19 protein-coding genes are annotated in these 20,473 nt (G+C 40.2%); 9 read left to right on the top strand and 10 right to left on the bottom strand.

The genetic code is table 11. The annotated features are described in order from the left end of the window. Nucleotides 1–46: 46 nt before the first annotated feature. The 3 genes from FTU71_RS04570 to FTU71_RS04560 all read left to right on the top strand — a co-directional run bounded on the left by FTU71_RS04570 (nt 47) and on the right by FTU71_RS04560 (nt 2,357). Entirely contained in the window at nt 47–697 is a 651-nt protein-coding gene (locus tag FTU71_RS04570) for a TetR/AcrR family transcriptional regulator (protein WP_168417358.1), read from the top strand. Between the two features lie 111 nt (nt 698–808). Continuing rightward, nucleotides 809–1,729 carry an ornithine carbamoyltransferase gene (gene argF / locus FTU71_RS04565; protein ID WP_180051332.1) on the top strand — a complete coding sequence of 307 codons (921 nt, stop codon included), beginning with the start codon at nt 809–811 and terminating at the stop codon, nt 1,727–1,729. A 184-nt stretch (nt 1,730–1,913) separates the two neighbouring features. Next, nucleotides 1,914–2,357 carry a hypothetical protein gene (locus FTU71_RS04560; protein ID WP_257220039.1) on the top strand — a complete coding sequence of 148 codons (444 nt, stop codon included), beginning with the start codon at nt 1,914–1,916 and terminating at the stop codon, nt 2,355–2,357. A gap of 70 nt (nt 2,358–2,427) precedes the next feature. Here FTU71_RS04560 and FTU71_RS04555 read toward each other — a convergent pair whose 3' ends face one another. From FTU71_RS04555 to rpiA, 7 genes are all read right to left on the bottom strand, one after another. Then, nucleotides 2,428–2,781: a YnfA family protein gene (locus FTU71_RS04555; protein WP_180038091.1), complete on the bottom strand. Its 354-nt coding sequence runs from the start codon at nt 2,779–2,781 to the stop codon at nt 2,428–2,430. Nucleotides 2,782–2,869: 88 nt separating this feature from the next. Beyond that, nucleotides 2,870–5,146: an ATP-dependent Clp protease ATP-binding subunit ClpA gene (clpA, locus tag FTU71_RS04550; RefSeq protein WP_180038092.1), complete on the bottom strand. Its 2,277-nt coding sequence runs from the start codon at nt 5,144–5,146 to the stop codon at nt 2,870–2,872. A 9-nt stretch (nt 5,147–5,155) separates the two neighbouring features. Further along, on the bottom strand, nt 5,156–5,572 hold the full coding sequence (gene clpS, locus FTU71_RS04545) for an ATP-dependent Clp protease adapter ClpS (RefSeq protein WP_168417363.1): 417 nt from the start codon (nt 5,570–5,572) through the stop codon (nt 5,156–5,158). A 19-nt stretch (nt 5,573–5,591) separates the two neighbouring features. Next, nucleotides 5,592–6,365, bottom strand: coding sequence for a DUF6776 family protein (locus tag FTU71_RS04540; protein WP_373683000.1), 774 nt, complete (start codon nt 6,363–6,365; stop codon nt 5,592–5,594). Nucleotides 6,366–6,443: 78 nt separating this feature from the next. Continuing rightward, nucleotides 6,444–7,499 carry an N-acetyl-gamma-glutamyl-phosphate reductase gene (argC, locus tag FTU71_RS04535; protein WP_180038094.1) on the bottom strand — a complete coding sequence of 352 codons (1,056 nt, stop codon included), beginning with the start codon at nt 7,497–7,499 and terminating at the stop codon, nt 6,444–6,446. A gap of 187 nt (nt 7,500–7,686) precedes the next feature. Then, entirely contained in the window at nt 7,687–8,367 is a 681-nt protein-coding gene (locus FTU71_RS04530; protein ID WP_179988618.1) for a M48 family metallopeptidase, read from the bottom strand. A gap of 90 nt (nt 8,368–8,457) precedes the next feature. Then, nucleotides 8,458–9,129: a ribose-5-phosphate isomerase RpiA gene (gene rpiA / locus FTU71_RS04525; RefSeq protein WP_004973429.1), complete on the bottom strand. Its 672-nt coding sequence runs from the start codon at nt 9,127–9,129 to the stop codon at nt 8,458–8,460. Between the two features lie 106 nt (nt 9,130–9,235). On the opposite strand from rpiA, the gene ilvA reads away from it, so the two are divergent. From ilvA to FTU71_RS04510, 3 genes are all read left to right on the top strand, one after another. Continuing rightward, the gene (gene ilvA, locus FTU71_RS04520; RefSeq protein ID WP_019837302.1) at nt 9,236–10,774 is read left to right on the top strand and encodes a threonine ammonia-lyase, biosynthetic; all 1,539 of its coding nucleotides are present in this window, start codon (nt 9,236–9,238) and stop codon (nt 10,772–10,774) included. 131 nt (nt 10,775–10,905) lie between these two features. Continuing rightward, on the top strand, nt 10,906–11,562 hold the full coding sequence (locus tag FTU71_RS04515) for a TrkA family potassium uptake protein (protein ID WP_004973425.1): 657 nt from the start codon (nt 10,906–10,908) through the stop codon (nt 11,560–11,562). Beyond that, the gene (locus tag FTU71_RS04510; protein WP_179994411.1) at nt 11,559–12,899 is read left to right on the top strand and encodes a TrkH family potassium uptake protein; all 1,341 of its coding nucleotides are present in this window, start codon (nt 11,559–11,561) and stop codon (nt 12,897–12,899) included. Before FTU71_RS04515 ends, FTU71_RS04510 begins: the two co-directional genes overlap by 4 nt. A gap of 96 nt (nt 12,900–12,995) precedes the next feature. Here FTU71_RS04510 and FTU71_RS04505 read toward each other — a convergent pair whose 3' ends face one another. The 3 genes from FTU71_RS04505 to FTU71_RS04495 form a co-directional block, all read right to left on the bottom strand. Beyond that, complete coding sequence (locus FTU71_RS04505) at nt 12,996–14,144, bottom strand: phospholipase A (protein WP_179994410.1); 1,149 nt, start codon at nt 14,142–14,144, stop codon at nt 12,996–12,998. Between the two features lie 34 nt (nt 14,145–14,178). Beyond that, on the bottom strand, nt 14,179–17,118 hold the full coding sequence (locus FTU71_RS04500; protein WP_179994409.1) for an insulinase family protein: 2,940 nt from the start codon (nt 17,116–17,118) through the stop codon (nt 14,179–14,181). Nucleotides 17,119–17,269: 151 nt separating this feature from the next. After that, the gene (locus tag FTU71_RS04495) at nt 17,270–17,719 is read right to left on the bottom strand and encodes a GNAT family N-acetyltransferase (RefSeq protein ID WP_180038098.1); all 450 of its coding nucleotides are present in this window, start codon (nt 17,717–17,719) and stop codon (nt 17,270–17,272) included. A gap of 139 nt (nt 17,720–17,858) precedes the next feature. On the opposite strand from FTU71_RS04495, the gene FTU71_RS04490 reads away from it, so the two are divergent. The 3 genes from FTU71_RS04490 to FTU71_RS04480 all read left to right on the top strand — a co-directional run bounded on the left by FTU71_RS04490 (nt 17,859) and on the right by FTU71_RS04480 (nt 19,950). Beyond that, nucleotides 17,859–18,863, top strand: coding sequence for an adenosine kinase (locus tag FTU71_RS04490; RefSeq protein WP_004973415.1), 1,005 nt, complete (start codon nt 17,859–17,861; stop codon nt 18,861–18,863). 14 nt (nt 18,864–18,877) lie between these two features. Then, nucleotides 18,878–19,189, top strand: coding sequence for a Rieske 2Fe-2S domain-containing protein (locus FTU71_RS04485; RefSeq protein WP_180005707.1), 312 nt, complete (start codon nt 18,878–18,880; stop codon nt 19,187–19,189). 152 nt (nt 19,190–19,341) lie between these two features. Beyond that, complete coding sequence (locus tag FTU71_RS04480) at nt 19,342–19,950, top strand: OB-fold-containig protein (protein ID WP_167846036.1); 609 nt, start codon at nt 19,342–19,344, stop codon at nt 19,948–19,950. Nucleotides 19,951–20,473: the final 523 nt, after the last annotated feature.

Below are 20,473 nucleotides of genomic sequence, written 5' to 3'. Positions count from 1 at the left end.
TAATAACAATCTCTCCCTTTGATCATTTGCTGAAATATTATCCAATATGCAAGATATCGCTCATTTAACCCCTTTCGGTAAAGATGTCCCTCCTACAAAGCGTGGACATGAGCGATGTGTGGCGCTGCTCGTCAGTGCAACTGATCTGTTTTTAGAACGTGGCTACGATGCCGTATCTTTAGATGATATTGTGCAACATGCTGGCGGTTCTAAAGCTTCTATTTATAAATACTTTGGCAATAAAGAAGGCTTGTTTAAAGCGATTTGTGATTATCGCCGTGACAAGTTTTTTCAGGATATTCACATCCCTTTTGAACAAATAGATTCCAATTTACGTGGTTATTTAATTCAGACCTTGCTGAATTTTTATCATCATATACTAGCGCCTGAAAATGCAGCTTTTATGCGTTTAGTTTTAGAGCAAAGTCAGCGCAACCCTGACATTGCCTTGCATATTCATGAGCGCGGCCCTCTGCACGTACAATTGTGCATTGCCAAAGTGCTAGAGCATGCCAGCCAACAAGGGCTCATTCGCTGCGAACACCCTGTTTATTCGGCACAATTGTATTTTGGGATTTTAAGAAATTTAGAATGGCGCATTATTATGGGCATTCCAAAACAAGAAACTGAACAAGAAACAATCAATTATGTAAGTTATTGTGTAGATCGCTTTCTAGACGCCCATCAAAAAGTCTAGTTTTTTTGCAATTTCTTCATCCTATAGTATATTAGCCGATTCCCTTTTTCACTTAACCAACCAACAACTAATTGTTGTTTTTCTCATTCAGCAATTATTGTGGAGTAACGAATGGCTCTACGTCACTTTCTAACATTACGCGATTTATCGACTTTAGAACTGAATCAAATTTTGCAACGCGCCATTGAGCTTAAGCGTAAACAGCATAACAATGAAGTTTTCCAACCCTTTGTGGGCAAAGTCTTGGGAATGATTTTTGAAAAATCTAGTACCCGAACTCGTGTATCGTTTGAAGCAGGTATGAGTCAGTTTGGTGGCAGCGCAATTTTCCTATCATCACGTGACACACAGTTAGGCCGTGGTGAACCGATTGAAGATTCTGCACGTGTCATTTCAAGCATGCTTGATATTGTGATGATTCGTACTTTCGGACATGACATTGTAGAGCGTTTTGCATCTTATTCAAAAGTTCCAGTAATCAATGCTTTAACTGACGATCACCACCCTTGCCAGTTACTTGCAGATATGCAAACTTACTTAGAGCATCGCGGTTCAATTGAAGGTAAAACCGTGGCTTGGATTGGTGATGGCAACAACATGTGTAACTCTTATATTGAAGCTGCGCACATGTGGGGCTTTAATTTAAAAATTGCAACACCTAAAGGCTATGAACCTGAACAACGTTTCCTGTCCGAATTTGCACACTGTGTAGAATTAGTAGACTCTGCTGAAGATGCAGCAGTCAATGCTGACCTGATTGTAACCGATGTTTGGGCGAGTATGGGGCAGGAAGAAGAACAAAAAATCCGTGAAAAAGCCTTTGCAGACTATCAAGTCAATGAGCATTTGATGGACTTGGCACATCCAGATTGCTTATTTATGCATTGTTTACCTGCGCACCGTGGTGAAGAAATTTCTGAAAATATGCTAGATCATAAAAATGCCGTGGTTTGGGATGAAGCCGAAAACCGCTTACATGCTCAAAAAGCATTGGTTGAGTTTTTATTGAACGAAAACCTCAAAAAAGACTAAACGACTTCAAAGCATTGAGTACGCTTTGATGAGTTTTGTTACAAACAGCACTAAATAGTGCTGTTTTTTTATTTGGCTCGCTATAATCTGAAACGACGGTTGATTTTCTAAAATTTCAAAAAGAGCCTAGATGAATAATATGATGTATAAAACACTTGCGACAATAACTCTTTGTGCAGCTGCAATGCTTACTCATAGCACAGCCTATGCTAAACCTAGCGAATTAGACCAATATTTGGTTCAGCACGATATTTTAACGGCTGACTACAAAATTAAAAATGTAGCAGCTTTAAATGAAATTTTAGATGTAATCAGCGATGAAGATTCCCGCACTATGCCGTATCAAGTCGATCAAAATACCGTGATTGAACAAAGTACAACTACAGACAAGCAAATTAACATTCGCGGCATGATTATTTCACCCGATTTTACTCAGTTTGTAGAAAGCACGGGCTACAACAATGTTAAAAACATGATTAAACAAAACTTGATTCACAACTGCGATTCAATGTTTGAGCATCAATTTCAGCGTGTAAATCCGTATGTGTTGAATTTACAACTCAGTGCAGAGAAAACACAATTTAATGTGCAATTGTCGAATAGTGAATGTAAATTTAAAACAGATTAAATAAAAATTCTATTAAGCATCACATCCTCATTACAGGTTTAATAGGTTGAATACTCAAAACAGTTGAGAGTTAACGTATTAAACCTTGAGGTTGTAAAATAATAATCAATGCACCCAAAATGACCACCATCCCACCAAACATATCCCAACGGGTTAAATTAAACTGATCCACATACTTTAGCCAAATCAAAGCGGTGCAAATATAGATTCCGCCATACGCTGCATAAATTCGCCCCGATGCCGCAGGATGCAAAGTAAGCAACCACACAAAAGCCGCTAAAGCCAAAACTGTTGGCACCCAAAGCCACTGCGATTTTCCCTGATTCAAAATTAAATAAGGAAAATAACAACCTAATATTTCCATTAATGCTGTTATAAAAAACAAAAGTACGGTACTGGCAATTTTTGTGATCTGAACATCCATAAGCGACTTTACTTAAAAGTGGAATACATAAAAAAATAACCCATGTTGAACATGGGTTATTTTCATTCATGGTGATGCAATATAAAAGTTAAGCTGGTTCAGCAGTTTGATCTTCAAATACTTCAAGTTTCAAACCAACCGCTTTACCATTCTCTTTCTTCACAGAAACAGCGACATTACCGCCCTGTTCAGCCAATTCACCGAATAAAATCATTTCTGCTAATGGTTTCTTCAAGTGTTCCTGAATCAGGCGTTGCATTGGGCGTGCGCCCATCAAGCGATCATATCCATGCTCAGCCATCCATTCACGTGCATCTTGATCAACCTCAAGAATGACTTTTTTATCATCCAATTGAGCTTGTAATTCAGTTAAGAATTTATCTACTACATTTTCAATCACGGTAGCTGGTAGAGCCTTAAATTGAATCACACCATCTAAACGGTTACGGAATTCTGGCGAGAAGGCTTTTTTCATTGCTTCTTGGTTGTCATTACTGTTGTCTTGATCCATGAAACCAATGCTGACTCGTGAAATACTTTCTGCACCAATATTGGTGGTCAGTACTAAAATCACATTACGGAAATCTGACTTACGACCATTATTGTCGGTCAATGAGCCATGATCCATAATTTGCAGCAATAAGTTAAATACATCAGGATGTGCTTTTTCAATCTCATCTAGCAACAACACACAATGCGGGTTTTTATGAATCGCATCGGTAAGTAAGCCGCCCTGATCAAAACCTACATAACCCGGAGGCGCGCCAATTAAGCGTGAAACTGCATGACGCTCCATATATTCAGACATATCAAAGCGAACCAATTCCACACCCAACAGTTTTGCCAACTGCTTGGTAACTTCGGTTTTACCAACGCCTGTCGGGCCAGCAAATACAAAACTACCCACTGGTTTGTCTGGTGTTTTTAAACCAGCACGTGACAGTTTAATTGCTGATGCTAACGCTTCAATAGCTTCGTCTTGACCAAAGACCACACGTTTTAAATCACGCTCAAGATGTTCAAGTACAGTCTTGTCATCTTTCGATACGGTTTTAGGTGGAATACGTGCAATTTTAGAGACGATATCTTCAATGTTTTCTACTGTGATTAAAGTATCATCTTGCTCAGCTCTTAAACGGCGCTGCGCACCTGCTTCATCAATCACATCAATGGCTTTGTCTGGCAAGAAACGGTCATTGATAAATTTGGCCGATAACTCTACCGCAGACACCAATGCTTTATCATCATATTTAACATGGTGAAATTCTTCAAATTTCGATTTTAAACCACGTAAAATATCAATCGTTTCTGAAATTGAAGGCTCATTCACATCAATTTTTTGGAAACGGCGTGAAAGTGCATGGTCTTTTTCAAATACCTGACGATATTCTTGGAATGTCGTCGAGCCAATGCAACGCAAAGTACCATTTGCCAACGCAGGTTTAATTAAATTTGATGCATCCATAGTGCTGCCCATGCTTGAGCCTGCACCAATAATCATGTGGATTTCGTCAATAAATAAAATGGCATCAGGTTTCTTTTTCAAGGCATTTAACAGTTGTTTTAAACGCTTTTCAAAGTCACCACGGTATTTTGTACCCGCTACCAACGCACCGATATCCAAACTATATACTTCGGCATTTTCGAGTGGTTTTGGCGCTTTACCATTCACAATCAGCCACGCCAGACCTTCGGCAATAGAGGTTTTACCCACGCCTGGATCACCCACCAACAATGGGTTGTTCTTACGACGACGGCATAGAATTTGTGCAGCACGCTCAATTTCTTTTTCACGCCCAATTAACGGATCGGTTTTACCCTTTTGCGCTTCAGTATTCAAATTTAGCGTGTAAAGCTCTAACGGGCCAGCATTGGCAGAGCTTGAACTTTCGCTATCTAATTCTTCAACCTCTTCTTCCGCTTGCGTTTCGTCTTTACGTGTACCGTGCGATAAGTATTGCGTTAAGGTCAAACGGTTAATTTGATGACGCTTGAGTAGATACACGGCAAATGAATCACGTTCAGAGTACATTGCCACTAAAATATCTGCGCCTTCAACCGTACGGTCACCACCGCTAGATTGCACATGGAAAATACCACGCTGCAAAATGCGGTCAAAACTTTCGGTCGGGTGCGGCGCCTGATCGTTATTTTCAGCAAGTTTAGGGGTATGTTGTTCTACATATTCTTCGAGTTCTTTACGCAGCACAATAACATCTGCACCACACGCCTTGAGTGCATTGACTGCCGAATCATTGTCTAATAAAGCCAATAATAAATGTTCAACCGTTAGAAACTCGTGTCTCTTTTGACGAGCCATGCTAACAGCCAAACGTAATGATACTTCTAATTGACGACTGAGCATGCAACCCCCTTAATCTTTAGGCTCAATCTGACAAAGTAATGGATGACCTTGTGATCGAGCGTAATTATTGACTTGGTTCGCTTTCGTTTCCGCAATGTCCCGCGGATAGACCCCTGCGACACCTTTTCCTTCATAATGTACAGTTAGCATTACTTGAGTCGCTTGGTCAAGATTCATTGCAAAGTATTGTTGTAAAATTTCAATTACAAAGTCCATTGGGGTGTAATCATCGTTCATTAAAACTACAGCATACAAAGGTGGACGCTTTAATTGTGGTGGTGCGGTCTGTACTGCAATGTCACCATCATCTTCATGCCCTTCATCATCCACCGCCAAACGTGGGCTTAAATGCCAATCGACATAGCCAGATTGATGAAAATTATTTTTAATTTCGTTTAAACAAATAGATCGTTTCTGGGTTCGCATAAGTTTTACATATCACACATTATTGAGCACTGGCTTCTGCTTGTGGAATTTCAGCAATAAATGCTGAATCGGCTTCCACAGCTTTGCCCTTACTCCAACTGAAACGCTTGATGACAGGCGTTGAGCCATTGACACGGACTTCAATAAAATCTGGATTAAAGCCTTTTGGCATTGTCCAGCGTCCCGTTAAACGCTCATAATTATCAAAATTAAAATTACTGTCTTCCATTGGAATAACCAGTACTTCTGTGCCCTGAATTAAACGCAACTCGACTGTACCGCTTGCACGGCGTTTATTTGGGCTGACTTGTACTAAATCGACCTGATATTCATAGGCATTTTCAGGTAAAGGTTTTACCCCTAAATTCTGTACAGTCAGACTCAAACCTCCACGCTGACGCAACACTTCACGATAGATCGCACTCATTCCCTCAGTACGTTGCTTATCTTCAGTCGCTTGCGTAAATGCTTCGTATAAGTCATTCGAGTTACTCACCGCAACATCACGCTCTTGCACTGCAGCATTTAAACTTTTATTTAGGCTTTCTAAACGGGTTTTCTGTTCCTGAACCACTTCAACCAGTTGTTCAGCATCGGCATCATAACCCACCACTGTTAAGCCTTGACGATGTCCAACTGAATATCCTAAAAAACCACTGCCTAAAATTAAAATTGCAGCACCAATCGCTAAAGGCGCATTTGTTTCAAAAAATGGCTTTTTTTCTGGTGGTGTTGTAGATGGTGTCGTGGTTGAATTCGACTGTGACGTGGTTTCAGTATCAGAGTTATGCATCGTCATCTCTTATTTTGATTCATTCAAAACACACATTTAAATCGAAATCTAAATGTGTGTGAAGTTGAAAAACGTGTTTTATGGTAATAAACCAATCACCTCAAGTCCTGCGTTTTCAGCAAAACCAAACATCAGGTTCATATTTTGTACGGCTTGCCCTGCTGCACCTTTCACCAAGTTGTCTTGTGCAACCAAAAGTACCATTTTTTTTGGTTGAGGTTTATACAACGCAATACGCAACTGGTTGGCGCCACGTACTGAACGTGTTTCTGGTGAACTGTTGGCTGGCATTACATCTACAAATTGCTCATTGGCATAAAACTGCTCATACAAGCTTTGTAAATCTGCTGCATCGCCAGCATCAGTCAAATCTACATAAATAGTGCTGAGCATACCGCGAATCATCGGCACTAAATGCGGTACAAATAATATGTGATTGAACACATTTTTTTGACCCGAAATATTTTCTAGTGCTTCTACAATTTCAGGATGATGGCGATGCCCCGCAACACCATAGGCTTTAAAGTTATCTGCATTTTCAGAGTAAATCATGCCCAGACTGGCTTTACGGCCTGCACCAGATACACCTGATTTTGCATCAATAATAATGCTTTCAGGTTTCACTAAAGCTTCAGCTTGTTTAAACAATGGTGCTAAACCAAGCTGTACCGTGGTTGGATAACAACCTGGGTTACCAATCACTTGCGCTTGTTTAATTTGTTCACGATTAAGTTCAGATAAACCATAAACAGAATCTTTTAAAATTTCAGGACAGGCATGCTGCATGCCATACCATTTTTCAAATTGTGCTAATTCCTGCAAACGGAAATCTGCAGCAAGATCGACCACTTTTGTATTGGCTGCAACAAGTTCCGCAGCATGTTGCATAGCAACACCATGCGGCGTAGCAAAGAACACTACATCACATTGTTTTAGGCCTTCGATGTTTAAATCGGAATAGCAAAGGTCAGTATGTCCACGTAGGCTTGGGAACATATCATCTACACGGCGACCCGCTTCTGTACGTGAAGTCAGTACATTTACTTTCACATTTGGGTGTCGTAGCAAAAGACGCAATAATTCAACGCCTGTATAACCTGTACCACCGACAATACCAACTGAAATCACGTGCATTACCTCAATTCAAAAGCATGTTTAAGCTAACGCTATAGTATGACAGGAAGTTTTGGTTTTCTGAACTGTTTTACTAGGGTTTTGGGGCTTTTCTTTATTCTGTTGATTTTATAAAAGATGATTTGGATTGTAGTCAATACGTGCAACACCTTTGCATTGTAGTCTTATCATGTGGGTGTTGGCTTTTTTATTGATACCACCACCAAGGCAAAGACGTTGTTTTTAACTGCTTGCGATGCTGCAAATAGTGCGCATCATGCCGTTGTACTTCAACCCAAAATGCAGGACTATGATCAAAATGTCGTGTATGCGCCAACTCATGCACAGCAACATATCGCACAATTTGTTCAGGAAACAACACCAAGGCGCTATTGAGCATAATATGCTGTTGCGTACTGCAACTGCCCCAACGGGTTTTCGGTTGACGAATTGCGCACTGTTTAAATGGCAAAGCAATTTCATGACTGACTGTTTGCAAATATATCGGCAACATTTGTTTGGCATAAGCAATAACAAAGGCTTTTAAATATGCTGCAGGTTGACGGTCACTGACCCAAAGACAATGCTGTTTTAAATCTAAAATAAAACTGTGTTTTTGTGTTTGATAATGAATATTTAAAGGCTCAGGCAAATTAAAAAGTGATAACTGATTTGGCAATTCACGCTGCACAAGTCCTTGCTGTGCTTGCTGTTTATGCCAAGTTTCAATCATCCACTGTTCAGATTGTTGCAAAAAATCCTGAATTTGTCGCTGAGTGCAATATTTCGGCACAGTTAAGCGAATTTGATTCGGCTCGACACGTAACCGTAAACGTGTTGCTTTTGCATGTGGTGTAATTTGAATTTCAGGTAAGTCGGATAATGTCATTGTTGTTCTTTTATTAAATCCTCCCCGACCCTCCTTTAATAAAGGAGGGAGAAAAGCCCCCTATTAAAAACAAGGGGCTTGGGGGACGAATTAAACCGCAGTACGTTCTTCAATGCCGTTATTGGTCGCTACAATTGCAATATCAGCTTTATTGATGGCAAAAATACCATTGGTCACAACACCCGGAATATCATTCAAGGTTTTTTCTAATTCCAACGCATTTAAAATATTTAAATTATAAATATCTAAAATCACGTTACCGTTATCAGTTACCACACCTTCACGGTAAGCAGGATCGCCACCTAAAGCCACAATTTTGCGTGCTACCGCAGAACGAGCCATTGGAATCACCTCAATTGGCAATGGAAACTCACGTCCTAATTGCTCTACCCATTTTGAATCATCGACAATACAGATAAACTTACGTGCAATAGAAGCCACAATTTTTTCACGGGTCAACGCTGCGCCGCCGCCTTTAATCATGTGCATGTGACGGTCAATTTCATCTGCACCATCAACATAAGCATCTAAACTGCCCACAGAGTTCATATCGACCACTTCAATACCAAGTTTCTTTAAGCGCTCCGCAGTCGCTTCAGAACTTGCCACAGCTGCTTCTAATTGTAATTCAGGCAATAAATCAATCAGGAAATTCACTGTACTGCCTGTACCTACCCCCAAAATCCCGCCTTTAGGCAAATGTTTTAATGCTGCTTTGGCAGCCGCTTGCTTCTTTTCATCTTGGGTAGCATACAGACTCATGACTTCACTCAACTATTTTTGACATTTGTTGCCGATTTTACAGCGCAAATGTGCAGGGGTTTGTTACAATAACCCCCTATTTTAAACTGTTAGATGGAAGATTAACATGCTGTCTCGTTTGGTTCGACAAATTTTACAAGCAACGGTCTACGATGTTGCAATCGAAACCCCACTCGACGCAGCGCCACGAATTAGTGAAAAACTGAACAATAACATTCGCTTTAAACGTGAAGACTTACAACCTGTATTCTCTTTTAAATTGCGTGGTGCGTATAACCGTATTAGCCAATTACCCAAAGACCAACTTGAACGTGGTGTAATTACTGCCTCTGCAGGCAACCATGCGCAAGGTGTAGCATTGTCTGGGCAAAAACTGGGCATTCGCGCCATTATCGTTATGCCTAAAACCACGCCAGATATTAAAGTACAAGCGGTAAAACGCTTGGGTGGCGAAGTGGTATTACATGGTGACTCATTTGATGTTGCCAACAAATATGCAATTCAACGTGCCCAAGATGAAGGCATGACTTTTATTCCACCGTATGACGATGAATTGGTCATGGCAGGTCAAGGTACGATTGCCAATGAAATTTTGCGTCAATGGCGCGATGTCGAATATGTTTTCGTTGCTGTTGGTGGTGGCGGTTTAATTGCAGGTGTTGCAGCCTACTTGGGCGATGTCGCACCGCATGTCAAAGTCATTCCTGTAGAATATGATGAATCGGCTTGCTTAAAAGCGGCTTTTGAAGCCAATGAACGGGTTATTTTGCCGCAAGTGGGTTTATTTGCCGATGGTACTGCTGTCGCACAAATTGGTGAGAAACCGTTTGAAGTTTTACAACTACAAAAATCAGATCAATCAGGCCCAATTGTTGAGCGCGATGTCGTTTTGGTGAATACCGATGAAATCTGTGCGGCAATTAAAGACACCTTTGATGAAAACCGCAGCATTGTAGAACCTTCAGGTGCAATGGCTTTGGCAGGCATCAAAAAATATGTCGAGCAACACCAATTGCAAAATAAAAATATTGTGTCAATTGTCTGTGGCGCAAACATGAACTTTGACCGTTTACGCTATATTGCGGAACGTACTGAACTCGGTGAACATAAAGAAGCAATTTTTGCCGTGACCATTCCAGAAGAAAAAGGTGCGTTCCTTAACTTCTGCCGTGCGCTGCAAGGTCGTAATATCACCGAGTTTAACTACCGCGCCAGCGATGCTACTGCTGCACAAGTCTTTGTCGGCATCAGCTTAAAATCTGGTGAAAAAGAACGCCACGACATTTATGAGTTACTCAAAACCCAGTACGATGTTGATGATTTGTCGGATGATGAAGTAGCAAAACTACACATTCGTTATTTGGTCGGTGGTCATGCCGATATTGAAAATGAACGTCTATTCCGTGTGGAATTTCCAGAGCGTCCGGGTGCATTACTGACTTTCTTGGAGCGCTTAGGCCCAACCCATAACATCACCCTGTTCCATTACCGTAACCACGGTGCAGCGGAAGGTCGTGTATTGGTCGGTTTAGAAGCTTCGGATGCCAAACAGAACCCAGATGGTTTAATTGAAACTTTGGAAAAGATCACTTATCCATACCAAGAAATTACTAACAACTTGGGTTATCAGCGTTTCTTAAAATAAACGATCATACACGTCAATAAGTGCAAAAAACCGCTGCAATCAGCGGTTTTTTTAGTCATATTGATACAGTGTTGAGTCACAAAGTATTCTAAAATATTAAGAGAATAATATAATTTTTTCAGGATGATGCTATGGCACAATTTGCTGTCATTGGTTTAGGTAGCTTTGGTGCAACTGTGGCGACACAATTGGTCAAACTCAACCATGATGTCATTGGGATTGATAGCAATAAAAAGTTTGTAGAAAACATTGCCGATCAAATTACCCATGCGGTGATTGCCGATGCAACCGATGAACACGTTTTGGAAGAACTGAATATTCAAAATTGCGATGCCGTGGTGGTCGCCATTGGTGAAGATATTGAAGCCAGTATTTTGTGTGTCTTAAATTTAAAGAATTTGGGTATTTCTAAAATTTACGTTAAAGCCAAAAGTAAAGCGCACACCATGATTTTGACCCATTTGGGCGTAAGTAAAATTATTCACCCTGAAGAAGATATGGGCGTTCGCATCGCGCAATCGCTGAGTTATCCGATGGTGAGTCGTTATATGAGCCTAAACGACAACCACTATATTGTAAAAGTAAAAATTAAAGACAACTTGCATGGCACGCGCATTCATAGTCTGATGTCACATGCACCCGAGGTTAAACTTTTACTGTTTAAACGTGCCGAAACGATTTTCTATACGCTTGAATCCAATTTAATGCTACAAACAGATGATATTTTGGTGGTTGAAGGACAACTTGAACCATTAAAACGCTTATCTAAACAATTTAAGTCAGAATGAAAAAAACAGCGAAACAACCAATCAAAACTGTCAATTTAAGCCCACCCAGTCTTTTGGCACTGGGCTTTTTAAGCTTTATTAGCATTGGCACAATCTTGCTGAAACTGCCCATTTCCCATCATGGCGAGATGAGTTGGATTAATGCCTTATTTACTGCTACATCTGCAGTGACGATCACTGGATTGTCTGTAGTGAATATTGGCGATGCTTATACCGTATTTGGGCAAATGGTCATTATGTTGTTGTTACAATGTGGTGGCTTAGGTTTTATGACTTTTGCGATTTTAGCGGTTTTAAGTTTGTCATCCAAAATTGGTTTAAAACAACAAATCATGGCGCAAGACACCATTGGGCAAACCAACCTGTCTAAAGTGTCGATGACCATTAAAAGCGTGTTGCTCTACTCATTGTTTTTTGAAGGGATTGGCACGGTTATTTTAACCTTGGCATGGATGCAGGATTATCCATTTAGCGATGCATTTTTCTATGCGGCTTTCTATAGTGTTTCAGCCTTTAACAATGGTGGATTTTCATTATTTCCCAATAGCTTAATGAGTTTTGCAGATCAATACCTGATTACCTTAACTATTAGTATGCTGTATATCATTGGCGGTATTGGTTTTGTAGTACTCATGGATATTAAACGTGCCAAACGCTGGAAAAAACTCTCACCCAATAGCAAGCTGATTTTATCGACCATTGCTGGTTTAAACTTTGTGGCCTTTCTGCTGATTTGGGCGATTGAAGCCAATAATCCACATACCCTTGCAGCCATGAGTATTGGCGATCAAGCCCTCAATGCTTGGTTCCATGCTACCGTGCCACGTTCATCTGGCTTCAACAGTCTAGATATGGCCAGCATGCAAAATGCCAGCACCCTACTCACCATGTTACTGATGTTTATTGGTGGCGGTTCGCTCAGTACCGCAGGCGGTATTAAAGTTGGCACATTTATTATTGTCATTTTAAGTGTGATCAGTTTTTTAAGACGTTCAGATGAGGTGCGTGTGTTTAATCATGCTGTACCTGAACGTACCACCTTTAAAGCTTTGGCGGTGATCAGCATCACAGGTATGTTAATTTGCCTCGGTTTGTTTAGCTTACTTGCCCTTGAACCGAAACTGAATTTTTTAGACCTGTTGTTTGAGGCTGTATCTGCAGCGTGCACGGTGGGTTTATCCCGTGGTGTTACAGGTGAATTACAACCTGCCAGCTTAATTATTTTAATGTTGTTGATGTTTGCAGGTCGTTTAGGGCCGCTGACTTTGGCTTATTTAATCGCCACACCACAAAAAAGCCGACTTAAACATCCAACCGCAGATATTCAAGTTGGATAAAAGCTGGATACGATCCGACTTCAAAAACAAACGCCAATCTTCAAGATTGGCGTTTTATATTCAGCGAGCAATAATGAGAAATCAATCTTAATCTACTTAAAACCAATTCATTAAAGACACACCCAAACCAACATAGGTGGCGCGGTGGTTATAATCAATCAGGCTTTCACCATAACCATCAAACAATTGGAAATGACCGCGTAATTTTCCACTGATTGGGAAAACCCAGTCAAACTGTGCTGCACCGTGCGCGTCATCACCGCCTTTTAAGCTATGACGAAGCATCAAAGAAAAGTCATGCTCTTTCCAGCGATAAAATGCCAACATATCGCCACGCCCGATATAATTTTTAATTTCAGGGTTATTGTCATCGCTGCGGTCTTCTTCAATGCGATACCACGGACGTAACATCAAGGCAAAATTGTCTTTTTCAAAACCTAAATTAAAAATCACCCGATTCCAACTGCGTGATAATGGATCAGAACGACCATTGGATTGATGGTTCAACGTCACACCCAATAAACGACCATGCAGCCCCATAAGTGTATAGTTGGTGCGGAACATCAAACTGGCTTCAGGCTCATAATTGGTTTCACGAAATGGACGTGACTCATCACCATTATAAACCTGCCAACGTGATGACTGGGTATAACCTAGCCACACATCACCGTTATCACCCAACAGATTTTCTACCGCTTTGGTTTTTAAAGACAGCTGAAATTTGGTTTCCATTGAGGTCAGGTTTTGCTCCTTACCCACGGGAACGGTATTTTGCTCATTCAAGCTTTGTGGACGTTCATTTTTATCGGACGTCCAAAAAGTAGGCATCAAATACACAGGTTGATAAGCACGTAAATTCCATGTGCCTAATTTGCTATCGGGTGAAAGCTCCCAGCGCTTATCCAGTAAAGATACATTCGGATCAAGCTTTGGTACATCAAAAGAAAATAAATTACTCACACCCACTGCAATTTTTTCTGTCACCGTTTCGGGTTCAGGCGCTAGTGCCTGAGCAGCTTGACGTTCGCTAATCAGCGCTGTTTTTTCTGCTTCAGGAATTTTAAACAGAGCATCGTAACACACCAAACGATCAGCATTTGACTCTAAAGCCACACAGGCTTCAGGTGTTGCAGGTGCAACTAAGCTAGCTGGGTCTTGTGCATAGGTTTTCGCCACAAACACAGTGCTGAGTGCGGCAACACTCAGCGACAGTCCTGTGCGTTCAAACAGTTTGAACGCGCTCATAAATCCCCCTAAGTTTTCGTTGTTATTTCACGTATCAGTTCACTTGTTTAATTTCAAAACCAAGTTCGAGCAATGCTTCACGTTTTGACACAGGTGCGACTACGGCTTTAGATGCTTGCTGCTGACGCAAATATTGCTCCGCAACACGTTTTAAATCGTCTAAAGTCACCGCCAATAAACGCTCACGTAATACTGTGCGGAATGAGGGTGTACGCGCGTGCAATAATGCATAACATGCAGTAATCGCTTCACCTGCAGGCGAACCTGGTTTATCCATACTAGCAATTAAACCTAAAATCGCTTCTTCTAGTTGATGCGGCAATTGCTCTGCATTAAATAACCAATCAATACTCGCTTCAAAGTCTGCGAAAGTTTCTGCCAAGCGTGGATCACGATAACTGTAAAAACGGAATGAACATGCATTGCCATCGTAGCTTGCACCGCCACCGTAAGCACCGCCTTTTTCACGGATTGCGCTGTGTAAGAAACCATTGCGCAAATATGCAGCCAATACCATCAAAGGTGCAGCATCAGGATGCGACACTTCCACCGCAGGATACGCAGCCGCACAGAATTGCACATTGGCTTGAATCAACCATGCCTGATCTTGCGTTGAATGATCTACAGGAACTTGAGTTAAAGCAGCAGGATTTTCTGCAACAATAAGTTTATCCCAAACTTCTTGAACTTCTTCGACCAAACGATCGGATTGATGTTCTTCACATACTAACAAAAATTGCTTAGGTGCTTGCAGTAATTTATGGTGAATCAATTGCAATTCAGCAATCAATTTCTCGTATTCCGCTGCATCTTTTTCAATTTTAGCAACCAAGTCTGCCAACCAATTTAATGCGCCCAAACCTGTGTTGTTGTAATCGCGCTGTGCCAAAGCACTGTGATGACGTCCTGCAATTTGCATGGCATAACTGTGCCCCGAACCCGACAAACGCGACTGCCAACGGGTTTTACGTTGTTGTAATAGCTCGATAATACGGTCTTTTTCATCAAAACGTAATTGCTCAAATGCCAGTTTCAGCAAGCGGATGGCTTCAAGATTATTCACCAAAGACTTAGTGGTTAAAGTGAGCCATGCACTGATCTGATTTTTGTCATCGACTTTAGAGCGTAAAGATGCGCCCATGCCCAAACCACCGCTGACTGCGGTTTGTAGCTGTTGTAATTCTAAATAGTCGTATTCACCTGCACCCACTTCGCCCATCAAAATAGACAGCAAATTAAAATATGGCGATTGAACAATTTCATCAGGAATTTGAATCAACACTTGCTGATAGTAAATTCCATTGGTTCCTGCATGATATAAATTTAAAGGATAATCAATGCGGTTACTGATAATTTCACGCAACTCACCCTGCACAATATGCAAGGCTGCAGGCACATCTTCCAAACCAACTTTTGGCAATAAGTTCAAATCATCGGGCGTATCTTGACGGACTTTTAAAGCTTCCGTTTGCGCGACGATTTCTGCTTTTTGCTCATCTGTGAGTTGTGCGCCAATTTCAGCCAAACGTGCTTTTTCAAGTGCAGTATCTTTGGCCGATTTTTCTGCATCCGGTACCAAAGTCATTTGCACACGGTGTGGGTTATCAATTAAATGTGTCTGAATTAATTGCGATAACCACATTGGGTCTTTAAGTTCTTCTTTGACTTGTTCAATTGCGGTATCTACATCCCACACCTGAATTGGGTCATTGTGGTGAATTGCACTGCTTAAACCATTTAAAATCAAGCTCAACCCGTATGGCATACCATCGCCATTAATTTCACGCTGATGCAATTCAATTTGATGCAAAATTGCATCAACCAAAGCCGTATCTACAGGCTGCGCAGCCACGTCTTGTAAAACTTTTAAAACGCCCGCCTGAAATTCTGCTGCATGTTCAGGGTTAGAACCTTGCACACCACAGAAGAACGTCATTTCAAAGTTGGAATCATCTACACCCATCAATGGCCCTGTAGATTGTGCATGCGCCCAAGTTTCCAAATAATGACGCAGTGGTGATGCAGAGTTTTCGAGTAAAACACCTTCAACCAAACGCATACCCAAGCGTAATTTAATATCGCTCGCTTCAGGCAATAACCACGCCAAAACATGATAAGTTTTATCTTTGAGTTCTTCTGCATCGACTGCATAACTTTCAGTCACTGACACTGGTGCTGCTAAACGACGTTCAGGTTTCGAATATAGCGTTTCGCCCTGCTCAAATTTCGCCAAAGCCAACTGTTCAAACTGTTCTTGTAAATCGTATGCAGGCGTATTGCCAAAAGTCATAAATACCGCATTACTTGGGTGATAATGTGACTTATAAAAATCTACCAATTCTTGATAGGTTAAATCTGGAATATCTTTCGGGTCACCGCCTGAATTGTAGTGATAAGTCGTTTCAGGGAATAAATGATAAGCCAATTGATGATAAAGCTGATCGGATGGCGAACTCATCGCACCTTTCATTTCATTAAATACCACGCCTTTATAAACAGGCTCGCCATTTTCCAGCTCAATACGAATACCTTCCTGAGCAAAATCCAGAGGATTTAAATTGGCTGCAAAAGCCGCATCCATATACACCGCAAGCAGGTTTTGGAAATCTTTTTTGTTTTGTGTTGCAAATGGATAAGCCGTCCAATCTGCCGCGGTAAATGCGTTCATAAAAGTATTCAATGAACGACGAATCATTAAAAAAAACGGGTCACGGACAGGGAATTTTTCAGAACCACACAACGCAGTATGTTCTAAAATATGTGCCTCACCTTTGGAGTCCATCGGCTGAGTGCGAAATGCGACTAAAAATACATTTTCATCATGATCTGTCGCCAAATGATAATGCACCGCACCTGTAACTTTATGTTTATATTCAGACACTAAAATGTCTAAGGCTTCAACATGGTGTTGACGTACCAACTGAAACGCAGGATGTACAGTCTGGGAAATGGTTTCAGTGACATCTACAGTCATGTGATCTCCTAAAAATAAGCAAATAAAAAACTAAAGCCATTATAGCTTTAGTTCTTTAGATAATTCACGTTGAAAACCCGACTAAATTGATTGAAATTTGCAAAGTATCAACAAAATGCTGCCTACACTGCTGCTTGTAGCATGAGCAAAACTAGATCAGGTATTTAAAATAACTATAGTTTGGATGATTTTCGACATACACATAATTCTGTTTTTGATAAAAATGCGCTGCCGATTTGGTATCAGTGTTTAAACACAACGCCGAAAAATTAGCACGTGCTTTTTTCTCTAAATGTTGCAAGAGCTGTTTACCTACGCCATGTTTACGATAATTTGGCAAAACATAAAAACGACGTACACGTCCAATACGACTTTCAATATCTTGCTCATTCCATTGCTGGTTTAAGCCACCACATGCAACCAATTGATCACCATCGTAAACAAACAATAAAAACTCACCAGGCTGACTAAAGCGGTTTTTACCACTTTCCCATTCTTCAATTAAACGATGGACAAAATCAAAGCCTTCTTGAGCAGCATGTTTGGCCAAAGTCTGAATTTGCGTTGGTAACTCTTGTGCTTCTTTAATTTCGATGTTCATCTAACCTTCCTGATAACTCTGCTAAACCCCTATTTTTCATCAATAACATTCATTCAGCTGAATTTTATTCATGAAACTACAGCAATCCTGAGCATTGGTGTAAACTTAGCGTTTTTAATTTTGACTGTGATTTAAAGACATGGCAACTGTTGACCTTTTTGCAATTGGTAATGCATTAATTGACCAAGAATTTCAAGTCTCGGATGACTTTCTCATTCAACATAGCTTGCAAAAAGGTACTATGCAATTAACCGATGGTGAAACACAAGCAAATTTATACAACAACTTAATTAAAACACAAAGACATAAAGGCCAAGCTTCGGGTGGTTCTGCCGCAAATACCACCGTTGCATTTAGTGCTTTAGGTGGTCAAGCCTTCTATGCCTGCCGTGTTGGTAACGATGAATTGGGTGATATTTACCTCAAAGGCTTAAATGAAGCAGGTATTCACACCACAACCAAATCGGTCAGTGAAGGCGTTACAGGGACTTGTATGGTACTTGTGAGTGATGACTCTGAACGTACCATGCACACTTACTTGGGCATTACCGCAGAACTTTCTGCTACACAAATTGATTTTGAGCCACTTAAAACAGCAAAATGGCTTTATATCGAAGGTTATTTATCTACTAGTGATACTGCACGTGCTGCGGTAAAACAAGCGCGTGAAATTGCCAAAGCCAATCAGGTTAAAATTGCACTGACTTTATCTGATCCTGCCATGGTGCAATATGCGCGTGAAGGTTTGGATGAGTTACTAGATGATGGTGTGGATTTGATCTTCTGTAACCAGCAAGAAGCCATGATGTACACAGGAACGGAAACGGCTGAAGCGGCATTAGAACAACTAAAACAAAAAAGCAAATACATTGTCATTACATTGAGCGCACAAGGTGCCCTAATTTATGATGGCAACAACGCTTTTTCTGTACCAGGTCGTCAAGTCACTGCTGTTGATGCCAACGGTGCGGGTGATGCCTTTGCAGGTTCATTCCTGTATGCACTCAATGCAGGCTTAGGTTTCCAAACTGCAGCTCAACTTGCCATTCTGATTTCAAGTGAAGTGGTTTCTCAATTCGGCCCTCGTCTTGCGGTAGAAGATTACGCTAAACTTTTGCATAGCATTCAAAAGGAATCTGCATAATGAATAAAATTTGTATGATGGAAGACATTCCTGAGCGTGAAGCACGTGCCTACGAAACGCAAAATGGTGACACAATTTTTATCACCCAACGTGATGGCATGTATTACGCTTACCAAAACGTCTGCCCACACCTACAAGTGGAATTAGAATTTTTAGAAAACCAGTTCTTAGACCGTGACCAAGAATATATCGAATGCTCAACGCATGGTGCTTTATTTTTAGTTGAAACAGGTGAATGTATTTCTGGCCCATGTTTAGGTCAATCACTTGAGAAAGTTGAGATCAGCGTTCATTCAGATGGTGGGATTTACTTGATCAACGACTAACTTTTTTGCAACTTTCAGAAAGAAGCGAAAAGTTCCAAATCTTAGCTCTATACAAAACCAGATCATTTATCTATGCTCTCTAAGCAGAGTTAGATCAATGATCTGCATCTAATAACATCACCTATAAATATTTCAACACGTGAGTTTAGCGCATGCATGAGTTTTTATCTGATTTGAACTTAATGCCCTTTCATCTCAGCCTAGTTGTTTTATTGCTACTCAGCACTGTCGAAACGATTGGTTATTACTTTAATTTTCGCCCAAGTCAGTTGCTCAAGCGTGCATTTTCACAACGGATTACAGAATCACCACTTTTAGATGTTAAATTTTCTAAGGTACTGATTTTTATTTTTTTACTGATGAATTTCAGTGTTGCAGGATATTTTTTACAGTTTTTAATTTACTCACAACAACAACATTTCGTTCCCGCTTATTACATTATAATTCCAGCGTTTATTATTGCCATCTTTTTTACAGTCTTTATGATTCACTGTCTAGACCAAGTGATTAAGCCCAAATATAGCATACGCCAAGTCGATTTACTCGGACGCTTAGCCACAATTTCCAGTGGCAATGCCCGTCCTGGTTTTTCTGCACAAGCACGTGTGCGTGATGAGTTTGGACAACTGCATTATGTGCAGGTTGAACCTGAATTTGGTGAACTTGAATTTCAAGCTCAAATTATTATTGTGCGCAAAAAAAGATCACACTATCTAGCTAAAAAAATTTCAGCATCAAATAACTTGTTTAGCAATCAATAAGTCATTTTTTAAGATTTAAAACCAATCTTGCTGACCTAAGAAAGTTAAAATTTTTCACTCAAACTCAACACAATCTGTTTGTTTATAAACGATACATTTCATGTGATCTGAACAATATTTAAACAAACTTATTATGAAAAAATGCTATTTACGTTAGACTAAGCCAAAGACAAAGTACCACTACATTGTAGGGAAATAAAAAAAATGTGCGGAATCGTCATTAAACTTTAACAAATGAATGAGAATAATTATTAGCTGATAATATCTCTAATTTATTGTGGTTTTTAGATTGATTTTTATTCATAGCAATTTAGTCAGATTTGCTTTTTTAAAATATAAGTATTTTAGTCAGATTTGGAATTATTAATTACAAGTGTTCCTGTCAAGTTTAAAAAATACTAATTTCTCCCATTTATTCTCTGCAACACCTAAAAACAAACTATTGATTTATAATAAGTTAACAATATATTTGCATTTTAACTGTGCCAGCTATTTTTTTTTGTATGTTTTTGTTTAATAATAT

The organism is Acinetobacter sp. YH12136, assembly GCF_013418545.1.
Lineage (GTDB): Bacteria > Pseudomonadota > Gammaproteobacteria > Pseudomonadales > Moraxellaceae > Acinetobacter > Acinetobacter towneri.
This window is presented reverse-complemented; position numbering and strand designations above follow the sequence as displayed.